The organism is Brevundimonas sp. (genome assembly GCF_003248455.1).
GTDB lineage: Bacteria > Pseudomonadota > Alphaproteobacteria > Caulobacterales > Caulobacteraceae > Brevundimonas.
The window spans coordinates 1-26,369 of record NZ_QFNM01000036.1 but is presented as its reverse complement, the minus strand read 5'-3'; the positions used below and the strand labels follow the sequence as shown (position 1 = coordinate 26,369).

23 protein-coding genes, 1 tRNA gene and 1 pseudogene are annotated in these 26,369 nt (G+C 66.5%); 5 read left to right on the top strand and 20 right to left on the bottom strand.

The features are described 5' to 3' along the window. The first annotated feature begins 336 nt into the window (after positions 1–336). Entirely contained in the window at positions 337–747 is a 411-nt protein-coding gene (locus DI624_RS13295) for an aldo/keto reductase (protein ID WP_291539397.1), read from the top strand. Positions 748–824: 77 nt separating this feature from the next. Here DI624_RS13295 and DI624_RS13290 read toward each other — a convergent pair whose 3' ends face one another. The 3 genes from DI624_RS13290 to DI624_RS13280 are packed head-to-tail and all read right to left on the bottom strand — an operon-like array spanning position 825 to position 4,479. Continuing rightward, positions 825–2,792: a DUF3732 domain-containing protein gene (locus DI624_RS13290; protein ID WP_291539395.1), complete on the bottom strand. Its 1,968-nt coding sequence runs from the start codon at positions 2,790–2,792 to the stop codon at positions 825–827. Next, a complete protein-coding gene (locus DI624_RS13285; protein WP_291539392.1) occupies positions 2,789–3,271 on the bottom strand; it encodes a three component ABC system middle component in 483 nt (160 codons plus the stop codon). The genes DI624_RS13290 and DI624_RS13285 overlap by 4 nt, the downstream gene beginning before the upstream one ends. Next, positions 3,268–4,479, bottom strand: coding sequence for an ABC-three component system protein (locus DI624_RS13280; protein ID WP_291539389.1), 1,212 nt, complete (start codon positions 4,477–4,479; stop codon positions 3,268–3,270). The genes DI624_RS13285 and DI624_RS13280 overlap by 4 nt, the downstream gene beginning before the upstream one ends. 299 nt (positions 4,480–4,778) lie before the next feature. On the opposite strand from DI624_RS13280, the gene DI624_RS13275 reads away from it, so the two are divergent. Then, positions 4,779–6,596, top strand: coding sequence for an AAA family ATPase (locus DI624_RS13275; RefSeq protein ID WP_291539386.1), 1,818 nt, complete (start codon positions 4,779–4,781; stop codon positions 6,594–6,596). Positions 6,597–6,611: 15 nt separating this feature from the next. Here DI624_RS13275 and DI624_RS13270 read toward each other — a convergent pair whose 3' ends face one another. The 6 genes from DI624_RS13270 to DI624_RS13245 form a co-directional block, all read right to left on the bottom strand. Continuing rightward, positions 6,612–8,132: an integrase arm-type DNA-binding domain-containing protein gene (locus DI624_RS13270; protein ID WP_291539384.1), complete on the bottom strand. Its 1,521-nt coding sequence runs from the start codon at positions 8,130–8,132 to the stop codon at positions 6,612–6,614. A 316-nt stretch (positions 8,133–8,448) separates the two neighbouring features. After that, complete coding sequence (locus DI624_RS13265; RefSeq protein WP_291539380.1) at positions 8,449–9,243, bottom strand: MBL fold metallo-hydrolase; 795 nt, start codon at positions 9,241–9,243, stop codon at positions 8,449–8,451. Continuing rightward, the gene (locus DI624_RS13260; protein ID WP_291539377.1) at positions 9,240–10,022 is read right to left on the bottom strand and encodes a TatD family hydrolase; all 783 of its coding nucleotides are present in this window, start codon (positions 10,020–10,022) and stop codon (positions 9,240–9,242) included. Before DI624_RS13260 ends, DI624_RS13265 begins: the two co-directional genes overlap by 4 nt. After that, a complete protein-coding gene (locus DI624_RS13255) occupies positions 10,022–11,008 on the bottom strand; it encodes a DNA polymerase III subunit delta' (RefSeq protein ID WP_291539375.1) in 987 nt (328 codons plus the stop codon). The genes DI624_RS13260 and DI624_RS13255 overlap by 1 nt, the downstream gene beginning before the upstream one ends. Beyond that, a complete protein-coding gene (gene tmk, locus DI624_RS13250) occupies positions 11,005–11,637 on the bottom strand; it encodes a dTMP kinase (RefSeq protein WP_291539373.1) in 633 nt (210 codons plus the stop codon). Before tmk ends, DI624_RS13255 begins: the two co-directional genes overlap by 4 nt. Before the next feature lie 38 nt (positions 11,638–11,675). Next, positions 11,676–12,602: a septal ring lytic transglycosylase RlpA family protein gene (locus DI624_RS13245; protein ID WP_291539371.1), complete on the bottom strand. Its 927-nt coding sequence runs from the start codon at positions 12,600–12,602 to the stop codon at positions 11,676–11,678. A 110-nt stretch (positions 12,603–12,712) separates the two neighbouring features. Here DI624_RS13245 and DI624_RS13240 point away from each other — a divergent pair. Beyond that, positions 12,713–12,799: transfer RNA gene (locus DI624_RS13240), tRNA-Ser, on the top strand. A gap of 19 nt (positions 12,800–12,818) precedes the next feature. Here DI624_RS13240 and DI624_RS13235 read toward each other — a convergent pair. After that, positions 12,819–13,367 (bottom strand): VOC family protein, encoded by a 549-nt coding sequence (locus DI624_RS13235; protein ID WP_291539369.1) that lies wholly within the window; start codon positions 13,365–13,367, stop codon positions 12,819–12,821. A gap of 145 nt (positions 13,368–13,512) precedes the next feature. On the opposite strand from DI624_RS13235, the gene DI624_RS13230 reads away from it, so the two are divergent. Next, positions 13,513–14,832: an Hsp70 family protein gene (locus tag DI624_RS13230; RefSeq protein WP_291539367.1), complete on the top strand. Its 1,320-nt coding sequence runs from the start codon at positions 13,513–13,515 to the stop codon at positions 14,830–14,832. 8 nt (positions 14,833–14,840) lie between these two features. Here the strand turns inward: DI624_RS13230 and DI624_RS13225 are convergent, their stop codons facing one another. The 8 genes from DI624_RS13225 to DI624_RS13190 all read right to left on the bottom strand — a co-directional run bounded on the left by DI624_RS13225 (position 14,841) and on the right by DI624_RS13190 (position 24,332). After that, positions 14,841–15,959, bottom strand: a complete 1,119-nt coding sequence (locus tag DI624_RS13225) for an acyl-CoA dehydrogenase (protein ID WP_291539364.1) — start codon at positions 15,957–15,959, stop codon at positions 14,841–14,843. A 4-nt stretch (positions 15,960–15,963) separates the two neighbouring features. After that, on the bottom strand, positions 15,964–17,145 hold the full coding sequence (locus DI624_RS13220; protein WP_291539362.1) for an acyl-CoA dehydrogenase family protein: 1,182 nt from the start codon (positions 17,143–17,145) through the stop codon (positions 15,964–15,966). A gap of 131 nt (positions 17,146–17,276) precedes the next feature. Then, complete coding sequence (gene rodA / locus DI624_RS13215) at positions 17,277–18,431, bottom strand: rod shape-determining protein RodA (protein ID WP_291539359.1); 1,155 nt, start codon at positions 18,429–18,431, stop codon at positions 17,277–17,279. Then, positions 18,428–20,458, bottom strand: a complete 2,031-nt coding sequence (mrdA, locus tag DI624_RS13210; RefSeq protein WP_291539356.1) for a penicillin-binding protein 2 — start codon at positions 20,456–20,458, stop codon at positions 18,428–18,430. The genes rodA and mrdA overlap by 4 nt, the downstream gene beginning before the upstream one ends. Then, positions 20,455–20,973 carry a hypothetical protein gene (locus DI624_RS13205; protein ID WP_291539353.1) on the bottom strand — a complete coding sequence of 173 codons (519 nt, stop codon included), beginning with the start codon at positions 20,971–20,973 and terminating at the stop codon, positions 20,455–20,457. Before DI624_RS13205 ends, mrdA begins: the two co-directional genes overlap by 4 nt. Then, positions 20,970–22,139, bottom strand: coding sequence for a rod shape-determining protein MreC (gene mreC, locus DI624_RS13200; RefSeq protein WP_291539352.1), 1,170 nt, complete (start codon positions 22,137–22,139; stop codon positions 20,970–20,972). The genes DI624_RS13205 and mreC overlap by 4 nt, the downstream gene beginning before the upstream one ends. A 160-nt stretch (positions 22,140–22,299) precedes the next feature. Further along, positions 22,300–23,340: a rod shape-determining protein gene (locus tag DI624_RS13195; protein WP_017504801.1), complete on the bottom strand. Its 1,041-nt coding sequence runs from the start codon at positions 23,338–23,340 to the stop codon at positions 22,300–22,302. Between the two features lie 278 nt (positions 23,341–23,618). Beyond that, complete coding sequence (locus DI624_RS13190) at positions 23,619–24,332, bottom strand: VTT domain-containing protein (protein WP_291539347.1); 714 nt, start codon at positions 24,330–24,332, stop codon at positions 23,619–23,621. A gap of 122 nt (positions 24,333–24,454) precedes the next feature. Here DI624_RS13190 and DI624_RS13185 point away from each other — a divergent pair, with 122 nt between their 5' ends. Beyond that, the gene (locus DI624_RS13185; RefSeq protein WP_291539344.1) at positions 24,455–25,642 is read left to right on the top strand and encodes a pyridoxal phosphate-dependent aminotransferase; all 1,188 of its coding nucleotides are present in this window, start codon (positions 24,455–24,457) and stop codon (positions 25,640–25,642) included. Positions 25,643–25,673: 31 nt separating this feature from the next. Here the strand turns inward: DI624_RS13185 and DI624_RS13180 are convergent, their stop codons facing one another. Beyond that, the gene (locus DI624_RS13180) at positions 25,674–25,949 is read right to left on the bottom strand and encodes a hypothetical protein (protein ID WP_291539341.1); all 276 of its coding nucleotides are present in this window, start codon (positions 25,947–25,949) and stop codon (positions 25,674–25,676) included. 83 nt (positions 25,950–26,032) lie between these two features. Beyond that, positions 26,033–26,369 (bottom strand): annotated as a pseudogene (locus tag DI624_RS13175) (protein translocase subunit SecF); the annotation flags it as partial.

The following is a 26,369-nucleotide window of genomic DNA, read 5'->3' as shown; positions in this document are numbered from 1 at the left end:
CCCACAAAGAGCGTGTCCATTCCTTCCTCCTAGGCGCTGCTGAAGGCTGCAGCATCCGGCGCCAGGCCGAACGAGGGCAAGGACATACGGACTTAGCTCTTGGCTATTCGCAGCCTTGGCGGCGGCGCCTCAGGCACCGCGCTCCGCCGAAGGGATCAGCATGTCATCGACCATTCTGTGCAGGAGCGAGACGTGGCTCTCCTCGCGCGGCCGGGGCGCTGGGTCCGACGTCATGACCGCCGTCAGAGCGAGGTCGGGCACAAAAAAACCCGTCAGCAGCGCGGCAGCTTCGTGAGATTAACTCAGCGGACCGCTGGGCGTTGCTCACTCCGGGACATGACCAGCGCCACCGCGACGACGAGGCTCGACGCCACGATGCCTGCGCTGACACCGAAGACCATCGCCGACGAGACCCTCGGCATCATCACCCAGGCCTGGTCTCCGATCGGCGGCGTGAACCGCTATTGGGACAGCGGCGAGGACCCGCTGTCACACCCGTTGATCGTGGGTCTCGCTGAAAAATACGCAAAGACCCCGGCTCAGGTCATCCTGCGCTGGCATCTGGATCGCGGCGTGTCGGTCATTCCCAAGTCCGTCAATCCGAAGCGGATCGCCGAGAACATCGATGTCTTCGACTTCACCCTCGCCAGCAAGGATGTGCGCGCTATCGACGGCCTAGATCAGAACAAGCGCGGCGGCCCCGATCCGGATGCAGAGCGCCCAGGTCGGCCCGCTAAGCCAGCCTGATTGATCCTCCGCACTGGAAGGGTGAGGCGGATACATTCCTCGGCTCTTTTAGTCTCCTGCAGAAATCGACCAGAAGGTCAGACGTCTGGTCGCGAAGGCCAATCAAGAGGGAGCAGTCCCCTTCCCGACGCGCGTGTCCATCGTTCGCGCGTTGCGTCCACATATCGAGGATCGTCCGCAAAATAGGCGTGCTCGATCAGGATGACCTGTAGCCCTTCCCGCCGTTCGACCTCGGCGAAGAGGAAGTTCATGTGCTGGCGCATAGCCTTGATGTCTTCGTCCTCATCATCGCCGTCAGCAGAAATTGAGAGTTCGTCGCGCTTCTGGCCCTCCGTCGATGGGAAGTATGGCCGGCTGATCTGATCGAAGATCAAGACTCCAGGCACGGGCGCCCGCACCTTTTCCAAATAGCGCTGCAGCGCGAAGTTCAGAGCGATGTGGATGGCCAAATAGTTTTGGTCTGAGCCCACATCCGACATCTTCAGCACCACCGCGCTGTCAGCCTCTATGACCGCGATATCCGGTTCGGTGGCCGAGAAATCCAACTCGGAACCAACGCAGGGTTCAATGGTCGGCAACGCCGAAAAGACCTCGGTCGCATACTCGGAGATTTTGCGCTCGGCGAGACGAAGCCTCACCATTCTGGCCTCGGGATTGACGAGGCCCTCCAGCTCGCGGATTTGGTCCCGGAGCACAGTCAAATCAGCTGGCTGAGGTCGGTTCTCATCGCTCATCGTGTCGAGGAAATAGGAGACCCTGCCCATCAAGTGGGCCCGGACCTCCGCGAAATCAGCGAGCTTTCGGCTTTCGTCGGACTGCCGCATCCAGGAAGCGATCCTGTCGTCGACGCTTCGGAGCTCACGCTTCAAGCCGTCGATCTGGCGGCCCAAGTTTCCGTCATAATCGATCAGACGAGGCTTGATCCGTTCCACGGCCGCACTCTCACCTCGGACTTTGGCCAGGGTCGTCCGTAGCGCGTCCGCCGCCCTTGCGCCCACATCCGACCGCTGGGCACACAGGGGACAGTGGTCGGAAACTTCCGCCAGCCCCAGATGCGCTCCAAGGTCGAGCTTCTCGCGTTGCCGCTGCACAGTGGTTTCAAATCCGGACACATCCTGGATGGCCAGACGAGCGGCGTCCGCCTGACGTCTCGCGTCAGAGAGTCGGCCGAGCACGTCGCGCCGTTGCCGATGGAGGGCAGACAGTTCACTCTCACTCGGAAGGGTTCGCGCTTCACCGGACGATGACGCGATTTGTCCAAGGAGGCTGATCAGGTCGGCGTCCACCGTTTCGATAGGAGGGGTATTGGCGACACCCAGGCGTTCCGCCTCTGCCAGAAGGCTGAAAGCCCGGCTCCGCATCGCACTCTCGGCAGTGGCGCGTAGCCTGTTCCGGTTTTCGTTTCGCTCAAGGTCGCGTTGCAAAGACCGAAGCCGACGTTCGTTCAGGGCGTTGGCTTCGTCCGTGGCTCGTAGGAAATAGGGGATCGTTGCGATGATGTCGGGCGCCTTGTCCGACTGCTCAAGCCCGTGAAGGAGCACCTGCTCGCTGTAGATGACCTCCTTGGTGACAAACATGTACGGGGTGACATGGCGGACGGTCGCTCGGCCGCGCATTCGCCCCCAATCATCGGGCTCTCCGGGAAGGTCGCCGATACCGAACGCCCGTTCGAGGAACGCCTTTCCAGCGCCAAGCGGAACCGGACCTTCGAACTCCTCTGGCGACGATGGCACGGCAAGATTGCGGCCCGCGGTCGCGAACATTTTGTGGCTGCTGTCCTGCCCGACAGGCGGGATGATGCGGCCGACGATCATTTCGTCATCGCCGGCGACCCATTTGACGCCTACCGCGATGCTGTGACGGCGGATGTGTGCCGGGAGTTCGCATTCGCTTGAACCAAGGCAGTAATCCACTGCCTTGATCAGTGCGGATTTCCCCGTTCCGGATGCGCCGGTGATGATGTTCAAGCCCGGTCCAAACGGCACCAGACGCTGCCGACCGTCCAATCCAAGGAAGAATATCGACGCGATGTTCCAGCGGTTCAAAGACTGATCCCCACAATATCGAAGATTGTTTTGGTGGAGCCGGCCATCCCCATCCAATATCCGAGTCGGTCCGCACGTTTGACCGGGCCGGCGAGCGCTGGCGATAGCCCCTTCGCCAGGTCGGTCTTGAGAGGTAGCGACCCCACGAGCAGACGCCCCTCAGTGTCCAGTCGGACGGCATTGGTGAAGCAGCCAAGACGCACGGCCTCGCTCACGATGCGAAGCGACCCGTTAAGGCGATCGCCGAGCTCCAACTGGATCTGGGGACTGCGTTCGACCCACTCGCGCAACCCAGTCTTCTTGTTGGTGCCGTCAAACGTGCTGAGAAGGTCGCCGGACAGGCAGATCGGCAGGGCCAGATAGGCGATCGGGAGATCTACGCCCTGCGCGCCAGCTTCGCTGAAGCCCCTGATGAAACTGCTGAGCACCCATGCGCCCCAGGCGGGGTTGGTCTCAGCGTATATGTCATGAGCAATCATGCCTCATCATCCTTGAGGCGCTCGACGTAGTCAGGATGCCAGCCCACTTCCCTGTTTATGGCGAGAACCTGAAAGCTACCCCTGACGTAGAATGGCGCCTGCCAGCCTGGAGATATCGGCTCAATCGCCTTGGGGGCGTCCCCATGCGTCCAGCGCAGCAATCCTAGACCGCTGGCGCGCTTTTCGTCCTCGCCCACACTGACGCAGTCGTCGACGATCCGCCCGTGCCGATCAGACCATTCCTCGCGCATGATCGCGTCGTGCCGCTCAATTTTGGACGCCATTGCGGGTCGATCAACGATCCATTTCGCTCGCTGTTGGCGTGCCCGCCATTCCTCGCGGATAGCCCAGGCAATATCGGAATTGCCGCCTCCAACCAGAGCGATCTGACGCGTCAGAAGTCCCTCCGGCTGATAGTCGGCCGGTGGAACCATGAGCTCGAAGTCTGGCATCAGAACCTCGTGCTCAATGTCCGAGATCCTCTCGGCAATCTCCTGAAGCAATTCGTCTCGCCCGATGAAACGTTGGCGGCGACCGCAGAGGGCATACACGACCTGGCGGTCCCACCACTCAATTAGAGACCTCGCGATCTGTGGACGGTCACGCTCCCGAATCTGATGGAGCTTCGAAGCAATCTCAGCCTCCATCTGGTCGATCGTCGCGGCGCCTGTGACGACATGGATGCGACGGAGAAGGTTCAGTCGAACGGATGCCGACAGCTTGAGAAACGCGTCGCAGCCGTCCGCCCGATCGGCGTGTGGAATCTTCTTTCCCTCTGCCTTCGCAGCCTCACGCTCTTGCGCGACCCGCTCCGCCTCCTTCACGAGCGCGGCGACCAAGGCCTCACGCTTTGAGCCAGGCGTCCGAAGTGCCGTTAGCTCGCTGTCCGCACCGAGTTCGCCGACCGTCACGAGATGGAAACTGGTCTCGGCAAGCGCGAGACTAGGTAGCAAGTCGATCCAGACTTTAAGCGTTCTCCAGAGGGCGCGAGAGGCCAATGTGACGGCGGGCGGGTTTTCCCCCATGGAGTGCTTGAGCTGATACAGGAGGGTCTCGCTGTTGACCTTCAGCTCGACATCATCAGCACGCTCGACAGCGACGATCGCCGAGTCGTCAGCCTGGCCAACAAGCGTGCTCAGACCGACAAATGACTGAAAGTAGAAGCCCAAAGCCGAAGCTTCAGCGGAATGCGGGGTGGCGGCGCCCATAGTCAAATGATCCGAGTCCAGTACCCCGTTGTAGCAGCTTGACCTTAAGACGCCACAACCCTGAGGCCCATTCGGCCACGCGTCCGCCTGGTAGGCCCCGAGCGAGATCACACCAGCCTGCTCCGACTAATTGCCGCCAGAACCGCGCGCCCGTGGCGTGTTAGGGATAGAGGGGTCTGATCTTGTCTACCTGTACTAGAACGTTGGAGGTGGTACGGATTCGCTCAATGGTGGCGCTGTCCGCCGATTCTTCCACCCTGCTCGCTACCAGACCGGTCGGGCCGTGATCTCGCCATTTCATGAAACTCATTCGTCGCATCGAAATCAGCTACCTCCGCTCCCTCTACACAGCGAGCCTTGATCGACCCGGCGACATGAACGTCGTGTTTGGTCGCAACGACAGCGGCAAGTCGAACCTTCTGAGGGCTCTGAACCTCTTCTTCAACGAGGAGACCGAGCCGGGTCGCGGCGAGATCGACTTTGACCTGGACTTCAGTGACATCCGCCGCGACGCCGCCAAGGCAGCGAAGGGTCGGCAGTTCATCGCCATTCGCGTCGACTTCAATGTGCCTTCGAACTACCGGGCATCTCTAGGCGAGACTGTTTCGATCAAGCGACAGTGGAACATCGATGGCGACATGACGGAGACGTTGCCTCGCGGCCTGTCGAAGGCGTCGCGGATACAGCTCACCCGATTCCTCAATCAGATCGACTTCACCTACATTCCGGCCATCAAGGACCTGAACGTCTTCGGCGATCTGATCGAGCGGATGTACGCGGCGACCGCCGAAAGCAGCGGGTTCGAGACGGCGACCGACACATTCGTAGATGCGATCAGAAGCCAGACGAGCGGACTGTCGGACGGTCTTAGCAAGTTGTTTGGTTCAACGACTCGGCTGGCCGCACCGACGGATATGGGACTGCTGTTCCGCTCCCTGGACTTTGCTCATGGCGAAGACGGGCACTCGCTCTTGCGTCAAAAGGGCGACGGGGTGAAAGCCCGCCATTTGCCGGAGCTGCTGCGCTACATCAACGACAATGAATCTGGGAAGAAGTTCTTCATCTGGGGCTTCGAGGAGCCCGAGAACTCGTTGGATCTCGGCGCTGCTGACGCGGAGGCGGAACGCTTTGCGGTGATCGCGGCCCGCTCTGACACACAGGTGTTCATCACGAGTCACTCCCCCGCCTTCTATCTGTCGAACTCCGAACAGACGAAGACGGACATTCGTCGCGTCTTTGTTTCGAAGCAGCGCGCCAATGGCGAAGGCGCTGATCCCGTAACGCCGAAGAACGCCATCAGCGTGATTGATAATCTGGAGGACGCTGAGGCGCGAATGAAGGAGGCCAGCCTCCTCCAGCTCCCGTACCTGATCCGACATTGGGGAGAACTGAAGAAGGAACGCGACGAGCTTGAGCGCGAAAGCACTTCACTGCGTGCCAAGCTCGAAGCTCTGACGGTGCCGACTGTCTTCGTGGAGGGGCGCCACGACAAGGCTTTGCTGGAAAGCGCGTTCGCTCGCGCCGGGCATAGCAAGGCGGCCATCAACGTTCGGATTCTCGATGGAACGCCAGCGACCACCACAGAGCTGCTTCCCAAACTGCTTCTGGCTGGCGCCCTTCATCAGGAAGCTCCGGTGTTGTTCCTGTTCGACAACGACGGCGCCGGTCGTCGAGCGCATCGAAATATCTGTGGCGTCGCACCGCCTGCCGATATCTGCGTCGTCTCCAAGAAGCTGGGGGTCTGGCTGCTGCCGCAGTCTTCAGAGAGCCGGGCGTTCGCCGAAACATATGGCATCCGTCTCGACCAACTCTTCTTCACGTCCGAGTTCCTCTACCCAGCGACGCTCGCGGCGGAGCTTTGCCTGGATGTTATCGGCGCCGACGAAGCCGAGGCGTCTCGCGCCAGCATCCATGAAAACTATCACAAGGCGTTGTCGCAGTCGGCAGCCGCTCCCCTGCGTGCTGCTGAGCCCGGTTCGGTTGACTGGTTCTTCTCCCGAGGCGTGCCGGACGATTTCAAAGCGCGCTTCGCGGCTCGGGCGGAGAAGTCTTTGCCACTAGAACAGATCGACAGCGTCGCCGCTGCGGCTTGGACATTCCTCACAGCGTCGGAATGACACGGCCCCCGCAGATCAACCGATCGTGCGGCCTGGAGGCGCGTCTCCCACCGCGAGTTTGACCGGCCGCCGGCTTCTGCGAGACGGCGGATCGATAAGGACCGTCGGCAGGGCATGGACCGAAATACGCGCGGCCTGGACTTCCAGCTTGCGCAGCGCGGCACGTGGCCCCGCCTTTAGGCGGACGGCGTCGGGATCCTCAGCCATGAGGTCGTCGAGCACGGCCCGGCTGGTGCTGTTGAGCCAACGGCTGAGTTCATCGCTGGACACACGACCGCGCTTGACGGCCGCGCCAATGAAGAAGGCGGACAGCCGCTCCTGCTGAGCCCGCAGGTGATCGCGCATCAGCTTCGATCGGGTGATGTAGCCGGAGTTCACGCCCGGCAGGGCGTGGTTCATCAGCAGATGCATATCGACCTCGGAGACCTCGGCCGCCTGCGCCAGCGTCCGATAGGTCTGGCGTAGGTCATTGCCCCAGTGGCTCAAGACAGCCCGGTCTTCCTTGTGCTCGGTGATATGGCCGCAGGGCGCGTCGCTCGGGAACAGCCACTCGCGTCCGCTCTGCGGGTAGATGATCGGCCCGATCCGCCGAAGCCGGAAGATCGACTCCATCATCGCGCGCGACAGCGGGATATCGAAGGCCTTCACCTCCCCGCCCTTGGGCTTGGACATGTGCATGACCCGGTTCTTCAGGTCGAGATCGGTGACACGGACATTCTTCAGCACCTCCGGGCGCGAGCCCGACAGCAGGGTCATCAGGTGGAACTCGCGCCGGATCGGATTGGCGATCCGGGCAAGTTGCTCGAACCAGCCCGGCAGGTCGGTCACGCCCATGGCGGTGTCCTTGCGCTGTTCGGGATTCCAGTCGACTGCGGCCGCTGGGTTCTCCGGCGGCAGGGCGCGGCATGTCTTCCGCGCGTGGTTGTAGATGGCCCGGAAGCTGCGCATCGCGCCGTTGGCGATCGCCGGCCCGTTGTTCTCACTGATCAGGTCGTGGCGATCCGCGAGAAGTCGAGGTTCGTCGCCGAGCTCGGACAACGGACGATCGAGCCAATCCGCGAACAGACGCTCCATATGGTCTGCGTACCCCCGGATGGTGGCGGGGCTTCGCTTCTTTCGCTCCAGGTGGGAGACCCTGAATCGCGACCAAGCCTCTCGCAGGGTCGGGATGCCGAGAGGCGCGACACGCGCCGCCTCATCCGCAGCCTGCTCTGCCGCTCTGGCCTCGGCCAGGATCTCAACCTTCTTCTTGGGACGCGGGTCCTCTCCAGAGGCGATCAGAAGCAGCAGGCCCCTCGCCTTGGTTCTGGCGTCGCGCGTGTTGAGCTCGCCGACCTCGCACACCTTCATCTTGATGGTGGATCGACCGCCGTCCTCCCGTCGCAAGTCCGCCTGGATGATGAAGGTCTTGGTCGCGGCGCCGATCCGCACCGCGAAGCCGGGTTGTTCGGTGTCGCGGACCACGATCTGCCCGCTTCTGGCGAAGGGCATGCCGATGAGAATTTTGTCCGTTAGAGCGAGGCGCTGATCGGGCATTTTGCTGACGTTTTCGGCGTTAGGACGGTGCCGAAATCCCCCATTAGGACGGTGATTAGGACGGTGAACTCCGGCTCGAGAGTCTGTTTCTCGAAATGCGAAGAACACGCCAAATCTGCTCTAGAGGGTATAAAGTGTCAATTATTTCAATTGCTTGATCGTGCCCTAGCGTGCAATCGGCGGGGTCCGGAAAACCGAAGAACGGGTTCTCTTAATCAGCGGGTCCACAGTTCGAACCTGTGATCACCCACCATCGTCCATCCCCAGATTTGACGAGCGGCGCCGGCCCTCGCCCATCCGACAGGCCGGACGCAGCCTAGCCGATCATGCGGCGCCAGCCGTCGAAGCCGACCTCGACGTTGTCGGGAACCAGCGCCGACAGCTGGTTGTAATCCATGTCTATATGCAGGTTCGTCAGCACCGCCCGCTCCACCTCGGCGGCGGCGATCCACTCCAGCGCCCGATCCAGGTGGGCGTGGGTCGGATGGGGCGTGTAGCGCAGGGCGTCGACGATCCAGACCTGGCAACCGGCCACGGCCCTCAGCGCCGCCTCGTCCAGGTCCGAGACGTCGCTGGAATAGGCCATGTCGCCCAGCCGGTAGCCGACCGAGCGGATCGGCCCGTGCGCCTGATCGAAGGTCGTGACCGGGATCGCCCCGCCCGCGCCCTCGACCGACCAGGCCGTCCCATGCGGCGGGATGGTCCGCGCTTCCAGCAGCGGCGGATAGCCCAGCTTCATCTCGAAGATATAGTCGAACCGATGCGTCAGCGACGCCCGCGTCGCCGCATCCATCCAGGCCGGAATCCGCCTTCTCGCCCGCGCGGCGAAGGTGCGCAGATCGTCGATCCCGTGGGTCTGGTCGGCATGGTCGTGGGTGTAGAGCACCGCATCGACGTGCGTCGTCCCGCTGGCCAGCATCTGTTCGCGCAGGTCCGGCGAGGTGTCGATCAGCACGTGGGTCGCGCCGTCCGGCCCGGACTGGCGCGCCAGCATCGAACAGCGGGTGCGCCGATTGCGCGGCTCGGCCGGATCGCAGGCGCCCCAGTCGCCATCGCCGCGCGGCACCCCGCCCGACGATCCGCTGCCCAGAATGACGACCTCGATGCTCATGCCGGTTTCGGTATCCGATCAAACAGGCCGAAAAAGGCCTCGGTCGTGATCCGCTCCGCCTCTTCGGCGCTCCAGCCCCGGATTTCGGCCAGCTTGTCCAGGACCAGCCCGACATAGGCCGGCTCGTTGCGCCGTCCCCGGTGCGGGATCGGCGCCAGATAGGGGCAGTCGGTCTCCACTATGATCCGGTCGCCCGGCATGTCGCGGATCACCGCCCGCACGTCCTCGGCGGCCTTGAAGGTGGCGATGCCGGACACCGAGAACCAGGCGCCCATTTCCGCAGCGATCTTCGCCAGTTCCGCCCCGCTGGTGTAGCAGTGCATCAACATCTTGAACGGCCCGGCGGCGTATTCCGCGCGCAGGATGTCCGCCATCGCCGCGTCGGCTTCGCGGGTGTGGATCACCAGCGGCAGGCCGGTCTCGCGCGCCGCCCGGACATGCTGGCGGAACACGGCCGCCTGAACCTCGCGCGGGCTGAGGTCATAGTGGAAGTCCAGTCCGCATTCGCCGATGCCGACCACCTTGGGCCGCTGCGCCAGCTCCGCCAGCGTCGCCGCCGTCAGATCGGCCGCATCCTTGGCCTCGTGCGGATGGACCCCCGCCGTGCACCAGATGTCGTCATGGGCCATGGCCAGCCCGTGCGTGGCCTCGAACGTCGTCAGCCGATCGGAGATCTCGACCATCAGACCGACCCCCGCCGCCCGCGCGCGGTCGATCACCGCGTCTCTGTCCTCGTCGAACTGGGGCGCGTGCAGGTTCACGTGGCTGTCGATCAGCATCAGCCCATCCTCTGATGCTGGGCCTGGACCCGCCGGATGTCGGCCAGGGCGCCCGCCAGGACATCGCCGCGATCCAGATTCAGTCCGGCCGCCCGTTCCGGCAGCGGCTGCAAACGCTCCCACAGATCGGCCCAGCGATGGCCGCCCGCCCCCTCCAGCGCCCGCATCTTCACCGCCGCGATCAACCGCTCCATCAGCGCCTCGAACCGCTCCTGCCCCTCTGCGCCCCGGAAACGGTCGGCGACGGCCAGGGCCTCGGCCCGGTCGATGTCGCCCCCGACCCAGCGACGCGCCAGCTGATCCATCTCGAAAGTCGAACCCGAGGCCAGGGCCAGGGCCGCGCCGGGCGATCCCCCGGCCATGACGGCCGCATGGGCCGCATCCTCGGCCTCCGCGCCCGTCCGATCGCGCACCAGGGTCTCCAGCCGATCCGGCGTCCAGATCGGAAAGCTCAGCCGCCGGCAACGCGAACGGATCGTCGCCAACAGCCGCCCCGGCGCATGGCTGACCAGAAACAGCACGCCCCGCTCGGGCGGTTCCTCTAGAACCTTCAGCAAGGCGTTGGCGGCGTTGACGTTCAGATCGTCGGCCGCATCGATGATCGCCACCCGATGCCGGGCCTGCGACGAGCTCTTGGAAAAGAACTCCGGCAGTTCGCGCGACTGGTCGACCGAGATCGACTTCTTGGTCTTGCCCCCGTCCACCAGCCGCTCCAGCACCAGCAGATCGGGGTGGGCCTGGGCCGAGATCAGCCGGCTGGCCGGATCGTCGCGCCGCGCCCCCAGCGGCCCGCGCGCCGGATCGGCGGCTGCGCCCAGCAAACGCCGCGCCGCGCGATAGGCGAAGGTCGCCTTGCCCACGCCCTCCACCCCGCACAGCAGCCAGGCGTGGTGCAGCCGCCCCCGCGCCCAGGCGTCCAGAAACGCCGTCTCGGCCGCCGCGTCGGGGACCAGATCGAAACGGTCGCGGGGATGGTCCTCGCTCACAACAGCCGGTCCCGCACGGCGTCCCAGACCCGCGCCTCGACCTCTTCCAGCGACCCCACGGCGTCGATCAGCACGCATCGCTCGGGATGGGCCTCGACGATCCTCAGAAACCCCTCGCGCAACCGCTGGTGAAAGGCCGGCCCCTTGGATTCGAACCGCGTCTCGAACAGGCCCCGGCCGAAGGCCCGCTCCAGCCCCGCCTCGACCGGCAGGTCGAACACCAGGGTCAGGTCCGGCTGGTCCGCGCCCACCACGCCGGCGTCGATCTGTTCGATGAAGGCCGGGGCGACCCCGCCGCCCGCCCCCTGATAGGCGCGGCTGCTGTCGGCGAACCGATCGCACACGACCCAGTCGCCCGCCGCCAGCGCGGGCCGCACCGTGTGTTCCAGATGGTCGGACCGGGCGGCGTACATCAACAGGGTCTCGGTCATGGCCGACCACGGCTCGGCCTCGTTGGCCACGACCAGTTGGCGGATCACCTCGGCGCCCTTGGATCCGCCCGGCTCGCGCGTGCGCACCACCCGGCGGTCGCCCAGCACGGGCTGGAGCCGCTCGACCAGGCGCCCGACCTGGGTCGACTTGCCGGCGCCTTCGCCGCCCTCGAAAGTGATGAAACGTCCACGGGTCACGGGCGCACTAATGGCGTCCGCAACGCGGGTGGCAAGCCTTAGCCGCCGGATATCAACAGGGCTTCGGCATATCCGCGCGCCACCACCGCCTGACGCGCGCTCTCGGCGGCCGCCTGATCGATCCACGGTCCGACCAGGACGCGGTATCCGCCGCCCGTCTGGTCCACCTTGGCCCGCGCGCCCAGTCGTTCGGCGATTCGCTGCGCCGCCCCCGGATCGCGGAAGGCGCCGGCCTGCACCCAATAGGATCCGCCGATCGGCGCCGGCGACGGCGGCGCGGCCTGGGATGCGATCTGGGATGCGGCCTGAGATGCGACCTGGGGCGAAGGCGCATAGGTCGGCAGCGGCGAAGGCGCATAATAGGGCTGGGGCGTCGTCTGCATCGCGGCGGGCGGGACGGCGGCGACCTGAACGGGCCTCGCCGCCGCCGGCCTGGGCGCCTCGGCCCGCAGCACCGTCCCCCCGCCCAGGCGTGGCGCCTGTCCCAGATAGCGCACCCGGACCCGCGCCACGCCCTCGCGACGCATATCCAGTTCATCGGCCGCCTCGCGCGACAGGTCGATGATCCGGCCGTCCACGAACGGCCCCCGGTCGTTGACCCGGGCCACGATCCGGCGCCCGTTCGACAGATTGGTCACTTCCACCAGGCCGGGCAACGGCAGGGTCTTGTGCGCCGCCGTCAAGGCGTTCATGTCGAACCGCTCGCCGGTCGAGGTCGGCCGCCCGTTGAAGGCGTCGCCGTACCAGGAGGCCATCCCGACCTCGTCATAGTTCGGCTGATCCTTGGGCGTGTACCAGCGACCGCGCACCTGATAGGGGCGCATGGTCCCCGAGACGATGGGCGCCGGATCCTTGACCACCGGAAGTCCGCCCGCCCCGCGCCCGCCGCCCAGGCTGGAACAGGCCGCCAGCAGCGAGAACAGGCCCAACAGCGCGGCGCCGCGCATCCATCGTCCAGCCTTCATCCGCCTCGCCTTCGTCTCCATCTCTGGAAAACAGGATGGAGGAAGACATTTCCGCTTTGGTTAACGCCCGGTTCGCCTGCTATGGCGTCCGCCTCCGCTCGACGCGGCGAGGAAGTGTGGCCGAGTGGTTTAAGGCACTGGTCTTGAAAACCAGCGACGGTGCGAGCCGTCCGTGGGTTCGAATCCCACCGCTTCCGCCGTCCCTCCAGACCGTCGTCAGTCCTGTCGCGCCTCTGGCGTCCAGGTCGGGGCCTCGCTGTCGTCGGGGTAGTAATAGCCGCCAGGGATGGACTGCAGTTCGATCAGGCCGCCCCAGGGCGGGCGGACATAGACGCTCCCGTTGCCGGGCGTGTCCTCGTGGCGTGAATTCCCGTGCACCTCGGACAAGGCCGTCGCGCCGGCGGCGATCAACCGTCTCAACGCCCCTTCGATGTCGTCGCAGTAGACGGATATGTGGTTCCAGCCTCGGTCCTGCAGGCGCAGCGGCGGCGATGCGTCGGCGGTCTCGATCTCGAAGATTTCGACGTTCGGGCCATTGCCGATCCGCATCAGCCGCTGGCGAACGATCCTGTCGCCCTTTGACAGGCCCAGCTGGCGCTCGACCTCCGGTCCCTGTCGCGGGGCGTCGTCCGTCGTCAGACCGTCGTAACACCATTGGGCGCCCAGCCCCTTGGCGAGGAAGGCGCTGGCCTGGTCCAGGTCGTCCACCGTCAAGCCGATATGGTTCACGCCGCGCGGCAGCGGTCCGTATTCGTCATGGTCCATGAGATCGTCCCGATTGGGTTGCGCCAGGCCATTGCGCGGCCAGTCTGTCTGAACGTCGTCGGCGACCCCGCGTTCAAATGTCGTCCGCCTCTTGCGTCTGCGGCCCCGGACGTTAGGAACCGGCTCCCCTTGCAGGAGCGCGGCCATGACGGCGACAGGACCGATGACCATCGGCATCGACTTCGGCACGACCAATACGGTGGTGGCGCTGAGCGATGCGGACGGCGCGGCGCATCTGGCGGTTTTCGAGGCGCCCGACGGGCCGACCGCCACCTTCCGCTCGGCGCTCGGTTTCCAGAGTCATCCGGGCGTCGATGGCCAGCCGCCCGAGCGGGTGGTCGAAGCCGGCCCCTGGGCCATCGCCGCCTATGTCGAAGACCCGCTGGAAACCCGTTTCATCCAGTCGTTCAAGACCTTCGCAGCCAGCGCCGCCTTCACCGAAACCCGCATCGACAATCGGCGCTATGCGTTCGAGGATTTGCTGGCCGCCTTTCTGCTGCGGCTGCGTCATCACGCGGGCGACGCCCTGCGCGCCATGCCGCCCGCCGTGGTGGTGGGGCGGCCCGTCACCTTCGCCGGCGGCAATCCCGACGAGGCCCTGGCCTTGGCCCGCTATCAGGCGGCCTTTCGGCGTCTGGGCTTCACCGACATCCGCTATGCGCACGAGCCGGTCGGCGCGGCCTTCTATTTCGCGCGCAATCTGACCCAGGACGCCACGGTCCTGGTCGCCGACTTCGGCGGCGGCACCAGCGACTTCTCCATCGTCCGGTTCGAGCGCACGGAAGGGGGCCTGCGTTCGACGCCTCTGGCCCGGTCGGGCGTCGGCGTGGCCGGCGACGCCTTCGACTATCGGATCATCGACCAGCTGGTCTCGCCCGAACTGGGCAAAGGCGGTCTCTATCGCTCGGTCGGCAAACAGTTGCCCATCCCGCAACGCTACTATTCCGCCTTCGCGCGCTGGGACCAGTTGGCCCTGTTGCGGGCGTCGCGGGACATGCGCGACATCCGCGCGCTGGCCCGCACGGCGCTGGAGCCGGAAAAGATCGAACGGCTGATCGAGGTGCTGGACGACAATCACGGCCACGACCTCTACCGCGCCGTCTCGACGCTGAAGATGGCCCTGTCGGCCAGCGACACGGCGACCTTCGCCTTCCACGCCGGCGACGTGCACATCGAAAAGCCGGTCGCCCGCGCCGATTTCGAAGGCTGGATCGCCCCCGAGCTGGCCGCCATCGAGGGCGCGGTCGATCAGGCGATGGCGCTCAGCGGCCTGACGCCCGACGGGATCGACCGGGTCTTCCTGACCGGCGGCACCTCCTTCGTGCCGGCGGTGCGCGCCATCTTCCAGGATCGTTTCGGCCAGGACCGCATCGAGACGGGCGGCGAGTTCGAATCCATCGCCGCCGGCCTGGCCCTGATCGGGCGCGAACCCGACCTGGACCTGTGGAGCGAAAAGGTCGGCTAGAACCGAGCTTAGAATCCTTGCGCCCGCGCCACCCGTTCGGCGTGGAAGCCGGCGTCGCCCAGCAGTTCGTTCAGCACCCGCACCCGCTTCATGAACAGGCCGACGTCGAATTCGTCGGTCATGCCGACGCCGCCGTGCATCTGCACCGCCTCCTGCACCGCCAGTTCCGCCACGCGCCCGGCCTTCGCCTTGGCGATGGAGGCGGCCAGGGACGCATCCCCCCGCCCTTCGTCGATGGCCAGTTGCGCGCCCATCGTCGCCGCCCGCGCCAGCTCCAACTCGGAAAACAGATGCGCCGCCCGGTGCTGCAGCGCCTGGAACTCTCCGATCAGCCTGCCGAACTGCTTTCGGGTGCGCAGGTAGTCCAGCGTGATCTTGAACGCCTGGTCGCCCGCCCCCGCCAGGGTCGAGGCCGCGCAGGCCCGGCCCAGGGTCAGGGCGCCGTCCAGCAGCGCCTCGCCCCGCCCGACATCGCCGATCACCGCGTCGGCGTCGACCTCGACGTCGCTCAGGGTGATGCGCGCCGCATTGTGGGCGTCCACCATCGCCGTGCGCTCGACCGCGACGCCCGCCGACGCCGGATCGACCAGGAACAGGGTCACGCCTTCCTCGGCCCTGGCGACCACGATCAGGGCGTCCGCCACATGACCGTCCAGCACGAAGGCCTTGGCGCCGTTCAGCCTGAACCCGTTGCCCGCCCGCTCGGCCCGCGTCGCGATGCGCGACGGCGCGTGTTTGGCGCCCTCGTCCACAGCCAGGGCCAGGATCGCCTCGCCCGCCGCGATCTTAGGCAGCCAGCCCTGCTGCGCCGCCGAGCCGCCGTCGATCAGCACCTTTGCCGACAGGATCGACGATCCCAGATAGGGCGACGGCGTCAGGGTGCGGCCCAGGCTCTCGGCGATCACCCCGGCCTCCACGGCGCCCAGCCCCATGCCGCCCATCGCCTCGGGAATGACGACGCCGGCGAAACCCATCTCGCCGAACGCGCGCCACAGGTCGCGCGACAGGCCGTCGGCGTCGCGGTCGTCCCTCAGTTTCCGCAAATGCGCGATCGGCGCCTGTTCGTTCAGGAAGCCGTCGGCGGCGTCCCGCAGCATCGTCTGCTCTTCGGTCAGGATCAGCGGCATGATCTTACGCCCCCGGCAGTTGCAGCAGGTGTTTGGCGATGATGTTCAGCTGAACCTCGCTGGTGCCGCCTTCGATGGAGTTGGCCTTGGTCCGCAGCCAGTCGCGCGCCGCCTTGCCGTCGTTCGACCGCTCGCCCTCCCATTCCAGCGCGTCCGCCCCGCCCGCCGCCATCAGCAGCTCGTGCCGCCGCTTGTTCAGTTCGGAGCCGTAATATTTCAGCATGGACGCGATGGCGGGATGCGCCTGTTTGGCCTTCACCTGATCGCCGACCCGCTCCATCGCCAGGCGGAAGGCGGCGGCGTCGATCTCCAGGTCCGCGATCCGGGCGCGCAGCATCGGCTCGTCCAGACGCCCGGCCGCGTCGGCGCCGATGGCGTCCAGCGCCACCTGCCCCACCGGCCGTCCGCCCCCGACCTCGCCCATGGCGCCGATCATGGTCCGTTCGTGCGCCAGCAGATATTTGGCCACGTCCCAGCCGCGGTTCAGCGTGCCGACCAGATTTTCCTTCTCCACCCGCACATCGTCGAAGAAGGTCTCGCAGAACGGCGACTTGCCCGAGATCAGGGTGATCGGCCGCGTCGTCACGCCCGGCGTCTTCATGTCGAACAGGACGAAGCTGATGCCCAAATGCTTGGGCGCCTCCGGGTCCGTCCGCACCAGGCAGAAGATCCAGTCGGCCTTGTCGGCATAGGAGGTCCAGATCTTCTGGCCGTTGACGATCCAGTGGTCGCCACGATCCTCCGCCCTGGTCTGGATCGAGGCCAGATCGGAGCCCGCCCCCGGCTCGGAATAGCCCTGGCACCAGCGGATTTCGCCGCGCACGATCTCGGGCAGGAACCGCTGCTTCTGTTCCTCGGTCCCAAAGGCGAGCAGCGCCGGCCCCAACATCCAGACGCCGAAGCTGGCCAGGGCGGGCTGCGCCTTGATGCGGCGCAGCTCTGAAGCCAGCACCTTGGCCTCCTCGCGGCTCAGCCCCCCGCCGCCGTATTCCCTGGGCCATTCCGGCGCCGTCCAGCCGCGCGCGCCCATACGCTCCAGCCATAGCTTGTGCGCGGGGGTCTTGAAGGTGGGATTTCGCCCGCCCCAGATCATCTCGTCGTCGGCCATCGGCCCGCGGCATTCGGCCGGGCAGTTCGCCTCCAGCCAGGCGCGCGTCTCGGCGCGGAATTGCTCCAGGTCGCTCATGCGTCGTCTCCCATGGCGTCCGTCGCTAAGGGCCGAAACCGCCGCGACCGGATCGTTGGAAGCGACCTTATCTTCGAAATCGCCGCCTTAGGAAGCGAAACCTGAATGGCGATCACCTATCTGACGTAACGTCAGATCAGCCCATGCCCCTTGGGCAGTTCGGCGTAGCGGTGGACCCGGGTGGCCATCACCAGGCCGAAACCGATCATCACCGTCAGCATGACCGTGCCGCCATAGGACAGCAGCGGCATCGGCACCCCCACGACGGGCGCCAATCCCATCACCATCGCCCCGTTGATCAACACATAGAGCGCAAAGGTCGCCGTCACGCCCGACGCCGCCAATCGTCCGAAATGACTGTGCGACAGCGACGCGATCCTGAGCGAGATCAGGATGATGGCCGCATAGCAGGCCAGCAGGGTGAAGGTGCCCACAAAGCCGAACTCTTCGGCGAAGGCGGCGAAGATGAAGTCGGTCTGGCGCTCGGGCAGGAACTCCAGCTGGCTCTGGCTGCCCAGGCCGAACCCCCGCCCCAGCGGCCCGCCCGATCCCATGGCGATCTTGGACTGCACGATCTGATAGCCCTTGTCCGACATGTCGGCCTCCGGGCTCAGGAAGGTCAGGACGCGGTGGCGTTGGTAGTCGTGCATGCCGAACATCACATAGGGGGGGACCAGCACGGCCGCCGCCACGATCAGCGGCAGGATGATGCGCCAGCTCAGGCCCGCGACGAACATGATCGCCGCCCCGGTCAGGCCGATCAGCATGGCCGATCCCAGATCCGGCTGGTGCGCCACCAGCAGGAACGGCAGGCCGATGATCCCGACCGGGAAGATCAGTTTCCAGTGAAAGCTCGCCTCCTTGGCCGAGGCCCCGTGGTACCAGCGCGCCAAGGCCAGCACGACGCCGATCTTCATGATCTCCGACGGCTGGATGCGGGTGAAGCCCAGGTCCAGCCAGCGCGTCGCCCCCAGGGCGTGATAGCCCAGCGGCGTCTCGACCAGCGCCAGCAGGAACAGCGCCAACCCATAGATCGGATAGGCCAGGGCGAACCAGTAGCGGATGCTGATCAGCGACAGCGCCAGCATCAGCGCCAGGCACATGCCGAACCGGATCAGGTGTTTGGCCGCCCAGGGCGACCACGATCCGCCCGCCACCGAATACAGCATCAGGGCGCCGGTGCCGGCGACCACGCACAGCAGGGCCGTCAGCCGCCAGTCGATCTGGCCCAGCTTGGTCGAAAGACGCTCGCGCTCGCCCGGACGCGACAGGGCGGATGCGGTCATCGGCCGGGCTCGGACAGATAGGGGCGCGGCCCGCTTGTCGTGGTCGGGGCCGTGCGCGCCGGTTGCGGCGCGGCGACCACGTCCGGCCCGGGCGCGGCGCCGACCACCCCGTCCTCGACGATGGCGTCGCCCGTCGGTTCCGGCGGCAGGGGCCGCTCGATCCGCGCGCGCATGTCCGGGTCCTTCAGCAGGACGGTGCGCATCACCTCGCGCGCCCGCGGCGCGCCCGCCGTGGCCCCGCCCTTGCCGCCATGCTCGACGATGACGGCCACCGCATAGCGCGGGGCGTCCACCGGGGCGAAGGCGACGAACAGGTTGTGGTCCTTCAGCGCCCAGATGTCGCTTTTGCGCGAGCCGGTGCCATAGTTGCGCACCTGGGCCGTTCCGGTCTTGCCGGCCATCTGGATGTCGCCCAGACCCAGCTGGCTCTGGCGATAGGCGGTGCCGGACCGGTCGTTGGCCACGGCGATCATGCCCTGGCGAACATATTCGATGTGTTCGGGCTTGAACGGCAGGTCGGGCGCCTCGGCGCCGCTGGGCTGTTCGACGCCGCCGATGGACTTGATCAGACGCGGCTGCAGCGCCTTCTTGCCGTTGGCCAGACGCGCGGTCATCACCGCCAGTTGCAGGGCGTTGACCGTGATCGCCCCCTGCCCGATCGCCACGGACGTCGTCTCGCCGGGATGCCAGACCGGATCGCGCGGGAAGGTGCGCGCCTTCCATTCGGTCGAGGGCAGCAGCCCCTTCTTCTGGTTGTCCACGCCGATGTCGAACGTATGTTCGAACCCGACCGCCAGCCCGGCCTTGCGGATGTTGTCCACGCCCGCGCGGTTGCACATGGCGTAGAAATAGACGTCGCACGAGTTCTTGATGGCGTTGTGCATGTTCTGCACGCCATGCCGCCCCCAGCAGCGTTGAACCCGGTTGCCGGTGCGATAGGCGCCTGTGCACACCACGGTCAGATTGGGGTCCACCCCGGCTTCCAGCAGGGCCAGGGCCGTCGTCGGCTTGAAGGTCGAGCCCGGCGGGAATGTGCCGTTGATCGTCTTGTCCAACAGCGGCTTGCGCTCGTAATCGGCCAGGGCGCGATAGGTCTTGGTCGGCACCCCCGCGACGAACAGGTTCGGGTCGAACGACGGCGCCGACACCATGCACAGGATGTCGCCGTTGCGCACGTCCATGACGACGCAGGCGCCGGATTCGTCGCCGAACACTTCCAGCGCCCGGTTCTGCACGTCGGCGTCCAGCGTCAGGATCACCTCCTTGCCGGGCACGGCCGGGCGCGAGCCGCCGATGTCCTCGGCCACCACACGCCCGCGCGCGTCGACCTCGACCCGGTTGCCGCCCGGTTCGCCGCGCAGCGACAGATCCAGCGCCTTCTCCACGCCCTGGCGGCCGATGCGGAAACTGGGATTGAACAGCAGCGGCGGCGGCTGCTCGCCCTTGTCGCGGATCGCCTTGACGTCCCGGTCCGACACCTTGGCCACATAGCCGACGACGTGGGCGAAGGCCCCGCCGAACGGGTAGTAGCGAACCTCGTTCATGTCGACCATCACGCCGGGCAGTTCGTTGGCGTACTGATTGACCTTGGCGAACTCTTCCCAGGTCAGGTCGCTCTTGACCGGTACGGGATTGAACTTGGACGCCGCATTGACGTCGCGGATGATGGCCCGGCGGCGCTCCAGCGTATCGGGCAACAGCCGGCCGAGCAGGTCCAGCGTCTGGTCCAGGTCCTTGGTCTCGTCGCGCACGACCAGCACGCGGAAGCTGGGGCGGTTGCCGGCGATGACGACGCCGTTGCGGTCCTTGATCAAGCCGCGCGGCGGGGGGACCATGCGAAAGTTGAACTGGTTCTGGGACGACAGGGTCGCATATTCCTGGGCCTGCACGACCTGCAGCTGGCCCAGCCGTCCGATCAGGGCCGTGATCCCCAGCGCCGTCGCCCCGCCCAGCACGAAGGTGCGGCGCAGGAACGATCCCTGCCGCTCGTTGACGTCTTCGAAGAAGATGGAGGGTTCGCCGCTCATCGGAACCGGATATCTCCGTCGTCGAACCGCTCCAGCATCCAGTTGACCGCTGGATACAGCAGCAACGTCGGCGCGATCTGCGCGATCAGCGGCAGGACGGCCGGCGCATTGGCCGCCCGCACCGCCACGATCATATAGGCCAGGGCGAAGGCGCCGAGCGTGCAGGCGGCGTAGGCGCCGAACCGGATCAGCCCCTCGTGCCCGGCCATCAGATTGCGCGACATCAGCACCGTGAAATAGACCGCCATCAGGCACAGGGCCCACAGGCCAAGCGGCGCGTTCCAGAACAGGTCCAGAAACAGGCCCAGGGCGAAAAGCACCGCCGGCGCCGTCATCGACGGCCGGATCAGCGGCCAGGCGAACGCCAGAACCATCGGGATCACCGGCTCGGGCAAATGAAGGCCGAACATCTGGATCGGCGTGGCCAGAAGGACCGTGACGGCCAGGGCGGCCAGGGCCGGATAGACGATCCATTGCAGAGGCCCGACGACGCGAACCGCGACAGGCCGTCTCACAGCGCGCCCTCCGGCGCGGGCTCGGCGGCGGGCGCCGGCTGGCTGGGCGCGGGCGTTTGGGGCGCGGGCGTCTGCGTCGCGCGCGGGGCTGGCCTCGGCGTCGACCCGGCTGGGCGCGACGGGGCGGTATTGGCGACCGGTGCCGCAGTTGGCGTCGCGGTGGCCGCGGCGGCCCGCTCGGCCTGTTGCTGGGCCTGGGCCTGCTGGGCCGCCTGACGACGCGCCGTCGCATCGCGAATGGCGCCCAGTTCGGCGGCGTTCGGCTCGGGCGCCGTGGTCAGGCCCGCCAGCGGCGGCGCATTCAGCGCATCGGGATTGACCAGCTGGCCGAAGCTCTGGAACAGCAGCACCCGCACATAGTCCACCGCGCCGTGGTCGCTGAACAGCTTGACCCGCCAGGCGCCGTCCACGCCCTTGGCCGCCACCCCGACCGGCAGGCCGCGCGGCAGGCCGCCGCCGTCGCCCGAACTCAGGATGCGGTCGCCCGCCTGCACCGCCCCGGCGCCGCGAACGAACTCCAGGCGCGGGCTGTCGCCGCCGTCGCCGGTCAGCATGGCGCGCGCGTCCGTCCGTTCGATCATGACCGGGGTGCGCGACGCCACGTCGGTCAGCAGCACCATCCGGCTGACGCCCGGGGTGACGCCGGTGATCCGCCCGACCAGGCCGTGTTCGCTGATGACCGGATTGCCGATCCGCACGCCCCGGACCGAGCCGACGTCCAGCAGCTTGGCGCGATTGAAGGGCCCGCGCGCATCCGAAATCGCACGCGCCGTCGCCATAGGCACGGGCGGTTCGACCCGCAGGCCCAGCATCGCTTCATACCGGCTGTTGACGTTCTTCAAGGCGATGGCCTGGTCGCGCCACGCGCGCAGTTCGGCGTTCTCGGCCCGCAGCCGCCTATTCTCGCCGACGGCGAAGAAATAGCCGCCGACATAGTCGCGCACGCCGCCCGCCCAGCGCACCGGCGCGGCCAGGACGCCGCCCGCCGGCGCGACCGCCGTTTCGAACCCGCCGCGCACCCCGGCGACGCTGGAGCCGCCTTCGGCGGTCGTCCGGTCGCCCAGCAACAGCACCACGGCGGCGACGATGGCCACGACGGCGACCACCGCGGCGGTCCAGGCCAGCGGCACCTTGATGTTCTCAAAAGGTCCGTCGCGAAACGCCACGGGCGACCTTTCACTCAAAAGGATTGGAATCGGCGGGACGCCTCCCGCCGCACGCCCTGCCTATCGCAAAATCAAGGCCGGAATGGAACCTCGATCGTGCCGGCGGGCGAAGGATTCGCGGCCAAGCTTCCGCCCGGCCGCCGTGTTTCGTCCGCCACGATCAGAGCGCGGAGTCGAGCACGCCCTTCATCCAGCGCGGATGCTCCAGCACGCGGCCGCAGCCGATGGCCACGCACGACAGCGGGTCGTCCGCCACCGACACCGGCAGGCCGGTGTGGTCGCGGATTTCCACGTCCAGGCCGCGCAACAGGGCGCCGCCGCCCGTCAGCATGATGCCCTTGTCGGCGATGTCGGCGGCCAGTTCCGGCGGGGTGGCCTCCAGCGCGACCTTCACGGCCTCGATGATCTGCGTCACAGGTTCCGCAAGGGCTTCCGCCGCCTGGCGTTCCGAGATGCGCACCTCGCGCGGCACGCCCTGCATCAGGTCGCGGCCCTTGACCTCGATCGACAGGCCTTCGCCGTCGGCCGGGATGCGGGCGGTGCCGATGTCCTTCTTGATGCGCTCGGCGGTCGTTTCGCCGATCAGAAGGTTATGGTTGCGGCGCATGTAGCTGATGATGCTGTCGTCCATCTTGTCGCCGCCGACGCGGACCGAACGCGAATAGACGATGCCCGACAGCGACAGGACGGCGACCTCGGTCGTGCCGCCGCCGATGTCGACGACCATCGAGCCGGTCGGCTCGTGGATCGGCAGGCCGGCGCCGATCGCGGCGGCCATCGGCTCGTCGATCAGGCCCACGCGGCGCGCCGAGGCGTTCAGGCAGCTGTCGTTGATCGCGCGACGCTCGACCGCCGTGGCGCCCGAGGGCACGCAGACGATGATCTTGGGATTCACGAAGCCCTTGCGGTTATGCACCTTGCGGATGAAGTGCTTGATCATCTCCTCGGCGACTTCGAAGTCGGCGATGACCCCGTCGCGCATGGGGCGGATGGCCTCCATGTGGCCCGGCGTGCGGCCCAGCATCTGCTTGGCCTCGATGCCCACGGCGTGGACCACCTTGCGTCCGCCGACGTTTCTCAGCGCCACGACCGACGGCTCGTTCAGCACGATGCCCTTGCCCTTCATGTAGATCAGGGTGTTGGCGGTGCCCAGGTCCATCGCGATGTCGTTCGAGATCGCGCCGAAAAGGGAAAAACTCATGGGAATCGATACCGTTGTTAGCTGGCCAGGGCGTCTTCAGTTTCCGTAGTCGACCTGGCGACGCCCCAACTGCCCCGACATCCCCACGCCGGACAGTTCCTGATCGCCTTCGCCACGCCTACCGACGGCGGGTTTGCCTGTATGAAACCGGGAATACAAGCCCCGATGACAGTCTCGTCATATCGGAATGACACAGCCCCGTAGCGGGCCTGTGGACGGCGGCCGAACGCCCCATCGTCCCGATGCGTCAGATCGTCTGAATGCGGACGATGCGCCGGTCACTCGCCGCGCGCAATCTCGCGCCGCTTCACCCGTTCCCGCACGATCAGCATCAGGCCCAGCCAGGCCAGGGCCACGCCGGCCAGAATGGCCGAGGTCCAGATTCCGTCGCCGCTGACCGCCGTCATGAACGAGCCGCCGAAGAAGGCCACCAGCGCCGTCTTGGGCAACACGCCAAGGGCGCAACCCGTCAGAAAACCCGGAAAAGACGCCCGCGCCGCGCCGAACGCCATGTTCACGACGATGAAGGGCGCCGACGGCACGTTGCGGATCATGAAGCTGGCGTAGAAGGCGTTCTTGCCCACGAACCGCGTCAGCCGCCCGATGGTCTCGCCGCCATGCCGCTCCAGCAGCCGCGCCGTCGGCCCCCGCCCCAGCCAATAGGTCACGCCGGCCGACGCCACGGTCGCGATCCAGCTGTAAAGAAAGCCGAACCACGGCCCGAACGCCACGACGCAGGCCGCGATCAGGATGAACTGCGGCGCGCCGAAAAAGGCCGAGACGGTGAACACCAAGACGGCCGCGACCAGGCCCCACGGCCCATGCCGAAATCCCGTCAGCCAGGCCTCCAGCCGCTCTTCGGCGCCCAGGCCCAGCTGGCTTTTCCCGACGGCGAACAGGGCGATCATCGCGCCCAGCAGCAGGGCCGTCGCCAGCACCGCCCGCCAGCGACGCGCCTCCATGTTCGACAGGAAATCCACGATCCAGCGCATCAGACCGGCCGCTTATCACCCGCCGTCTTCATTAGCGAGCGTCAGCGCATTGTCCCGCGCGACGGCGGCGCGTAAAGAACCCCGCCTCCCCGGCATGAATCTTTCAAATCGACGGGATTACGATGTCCAGCCTGCAATCTTCCGCCCTCGCCCGCGTCAAGCCTTCGGCCACCATCGCCGTCACCGCGCAGGCCCGGAAGCTCAAGGCCGAGGGTCGCGACGTGATCGGCCTGGGCGCCGGCGAACCGGACTTCGACACCCCCGACAACATCAAACAGGCCGCCATCGACGCGATCCATCGCGGCGAGACCAAATACACCGACGCCGACGGCATGCCCGAGCTGAAGGCCGCCATCGTCGCCAAGTTCAAGCGCGAGAACGACCTCGACTACACGCCCGCGAACATCCACGTCGCGCCGGGCGGCAAGCCGGTCATCTTCAACGCCCTGGTCGCCACCCTGAACCCCGGCGACGAGGTCATCGTGCCCGCGCCCTATTGGGTCAGCTATCCCGACATGGTGCTGCTGGCCGGCGGCGAGCCGGTGACGGTGATCGGCGAGGAGAAGGACGGCTTCAAGCTTCTGCCCGCCACGCTCGAGGCGGCGATCACGCCGCGCACCCGGTGGCTGATCCTGAACAGTCCGTCCAACCCCACCGGCGCCGCCTATGCCCGCGCCGAACTGGAGGCGTTGGCCGAGGTGTTGCGTCGCCATCCGCACGTCTGGGTGCTGACCGACGACATGTACGAACACCTCGTCTACGGCGACTTCGAATACACCACCATCGCCCAGGTGGCGCCGGACCTGATCGACGGCGTGTCCAAGGCCTACGCCATGACCGGCTGGCGCATCGGCTATGCGGGCGGGCCCAAGCCGCTGATCGACCTGATGCGCAAGGTGGCCAGCCAGACCACCTCCAACCCGACCAGCATCAGCCAGTGGGCGGCGGTCGAGGCGCTGAACGGAACCCAGGACTTCATCCCGGAGCGCAAGGCGGCCTTCGAGAAACGCCGCGACCTGGTCGTCTCGATGCTGAATCAGGCGACCGGGATCGCCTGCGCGACGCCTGAGGGCGCCTTCTACGTCTATCCGTCCATCGCCGGCCTGATCGGCAAGACGACGGAGGGCGGCGTGGTCATCGACGGCGACTCCACCTTCGCCGCCGAACTGCTGAACGCCGAGGGCGTGGCTGTGGTCCAGGGCGAGGCCTTCGGCCTCAGCCCCTATTTCCGCATCAGCTACGCCACCTCGGACGCCGTGCTGGAAGAAGCCTGCACCCGCATTCAGCGATTCGCCGCCTCGCTGCGCTGAACGAACGAGGGCGGAGGTTTCGGCCTCCGCCCTATTTCGAGGGCGCCGTGTAAACGACCCGGCAATCGCCATCGATCGTGGTGTAGCGGTTGTTGGCCGCATCGACGAAGGCGATCCGTCCGCCGTCGTTGTACTCGACCTTGCCCGTCGACCGGCCCTTGAAGTTCTCGACCCCATAGGTCCAGCAGGTGATGTCCGCCGGCTTGTCGCCCCATGTGGCGTCGTTGCGGGCGCGTCGGCTGTCGGTGCAGGCGGACAGGGCGCCGATGAGGGCGAGCGCGGTTGCGGCAGTCGTCAGAACTTTCATAAGCCTAGCCTCGCACGGACGACGCCCAAGGAAAAGGCCGCCCCAGCGATGCCGGAGCGGCCTGATCTTCACGCCGCCTGCCTCTACGGCCGACTGGCCATGCCCAGCTTCACCGGCTTGGCGTCGTCCGCCAAGGCGCCGCGCTTGACGCCCCACAGCAGGATGATCGGCGCGCCGACATAGATCGACGAATAGGTGCCGATGATGATGCCGAACATCAGGGCGATGGAGAAGCCGAACAGGGCCTCGCCGCCGAAGATGGCCAGGGCCGCCAGCACCATGACGGCGGTGACGCCGGTGATGATGGTCCGCGACAGCGTTTCGTTCAGCGACAGGTCGATCACGTCGCGCAACGGCATGGTCTTGTATTTCCGCAGGTTCTCGCGAAGACGGTCGAACACGACGACGGTGTCGTTCATC

What these genes read in the sequence shown, in the direction of transcription:
- DI624_RS13295 (WP_291539397.1), top strand. Translation starts at nt 337, where the DNA reads ATGACCAGCGCCACCGCGACGACGAGGCTCGACGCCACGATGCCTGCG.
- DI624_RS13285 (WP_291539392.1), bottom strand. Translation starts at nt 3,271, where the DNA reads ATGATTGCTCATGACATATACGCTGAGACCAACCCCGCCTGGGGCGCA.
- DI624_RS13280 (WP_291539389.1), bottom strand. Translation starts at nt 4,479, where the DNA reads ATGGGCGCCGCCACCCCGCATTCCGCTGAAGCTTCGGCTTTGGGCTTC.
- DI624_RS13275 (WP_291539386.1), top strand. Translation starts at nt 4,779, where the DNA reads ATGAAACTCATTCGTCGCATCGAAATCAGCTACCTCCGCTCCCTCTAC.
- DI624_RS13270 (WP_291539384.1), bottom strand. Translation starts at nt 8,132, where the DNA reads ATGCCCGATCAGCGCCTCGCTCTAACGGACAAAATTCTCATCGGCATG.
- DI624_RS13265 (WP_291539380.1), bottom strand. Translation starts at nt 9,243, where the DNA reads ATGAGCATCGAGGTCGTCATTCTGGGCAGCGGATCGTCGGGCGGGGTG.
- DI624_RS13260 (WP_291539377.1), bottom strand. Translation starts at nt 10,022, where the DNA reads ATGCTGATCGACAGCCACGTGAACCTGCACGCGCCCCAGTTCGACGAG.
- DI624_RS13245 (WP_291539371.1), bottom strand. Translation starts at nt 12,602, where the DNA reads ATGAAGGCTGGACGATGGATGCGCGGCGCCGCGCTGTTGGGCCTGTTC.
- DI624_RS13235 (WP_291539369.1), bottom strand. Translation starts at nt 13,367, where the DNA reads ATGGACCATGACGAATACGGACCGCTGCCGCGCGGCGTGAACCATATC.
- DI624_RS13230 (WP_291539367.1), top strand. Translation starts at nt 13,513, where the DNA reads ATGACGGCGACAGGACCGATGACCATCGGCATCGACTTCGGCACGACC.
- DI624_RS13225 (WP_291539364.1), bottom strand. Translation starts at nt 15,959, where the DNA reads ATGCCGCTGATCCTGACCGAAGAGCAGACGATGCTGCGGGACGCCGCC.
- DI624_RS13220 (WP_291539362.1), bottom strand. Translation starts at nt 17,145, where the DNA reads ATGAGCGACCTGGAGCAATTCCGCGCCGAGACGCGCGCCTGGCTGGAG.
- rodA (WP_291539359.1), bottom strand. Translation starts at nt 18,431, where the DNA reads ATGACCGCATCCGCCCTGTCGCGTCCGGGCGAGCGCGAGCGTCTTTCG.
- mrdA (WP_291539356.1), bottom strand. Translation starts at nt 20,458, where the DNA reads ATGAGCGGCGAACCCTCCATCTTCTTCGAAGACGTCAACGAGCGGCAG.
- DI624_RS13195 (WP_017504801.1), bottom strand. Translation starts at nt 23,340, where the DNA reads ATGAGTTTTTCCCTTTTCGGCGCGATCTCGAACGACATCGCGATGGAC.
- DI624_RS13190 (WP_291539347.1), bottom strand. Translation starts at nt 24,332, where the DNA reads ATGCGCTGGATCGTGGATTTCCTGTCGAACATGGAGGCGCGTCGCTGG.
- DI624_RS13185 (WP_291539344.1), top strand. Translation starts at nt 24,455, where the DNA reads ATGTCCAGCCTGCAATCTTCCGCCCTCGCCCGCGTCAAGCCTTCGGCC.
- DI624_RS13180 (WP_291539341.1), bottom strand. Translation starts at nt 25,949, where the DNA reads ATGAAAGTTCTGACGACTGCCGCAACCGCGCTCGCCCTCATCGGCGCC.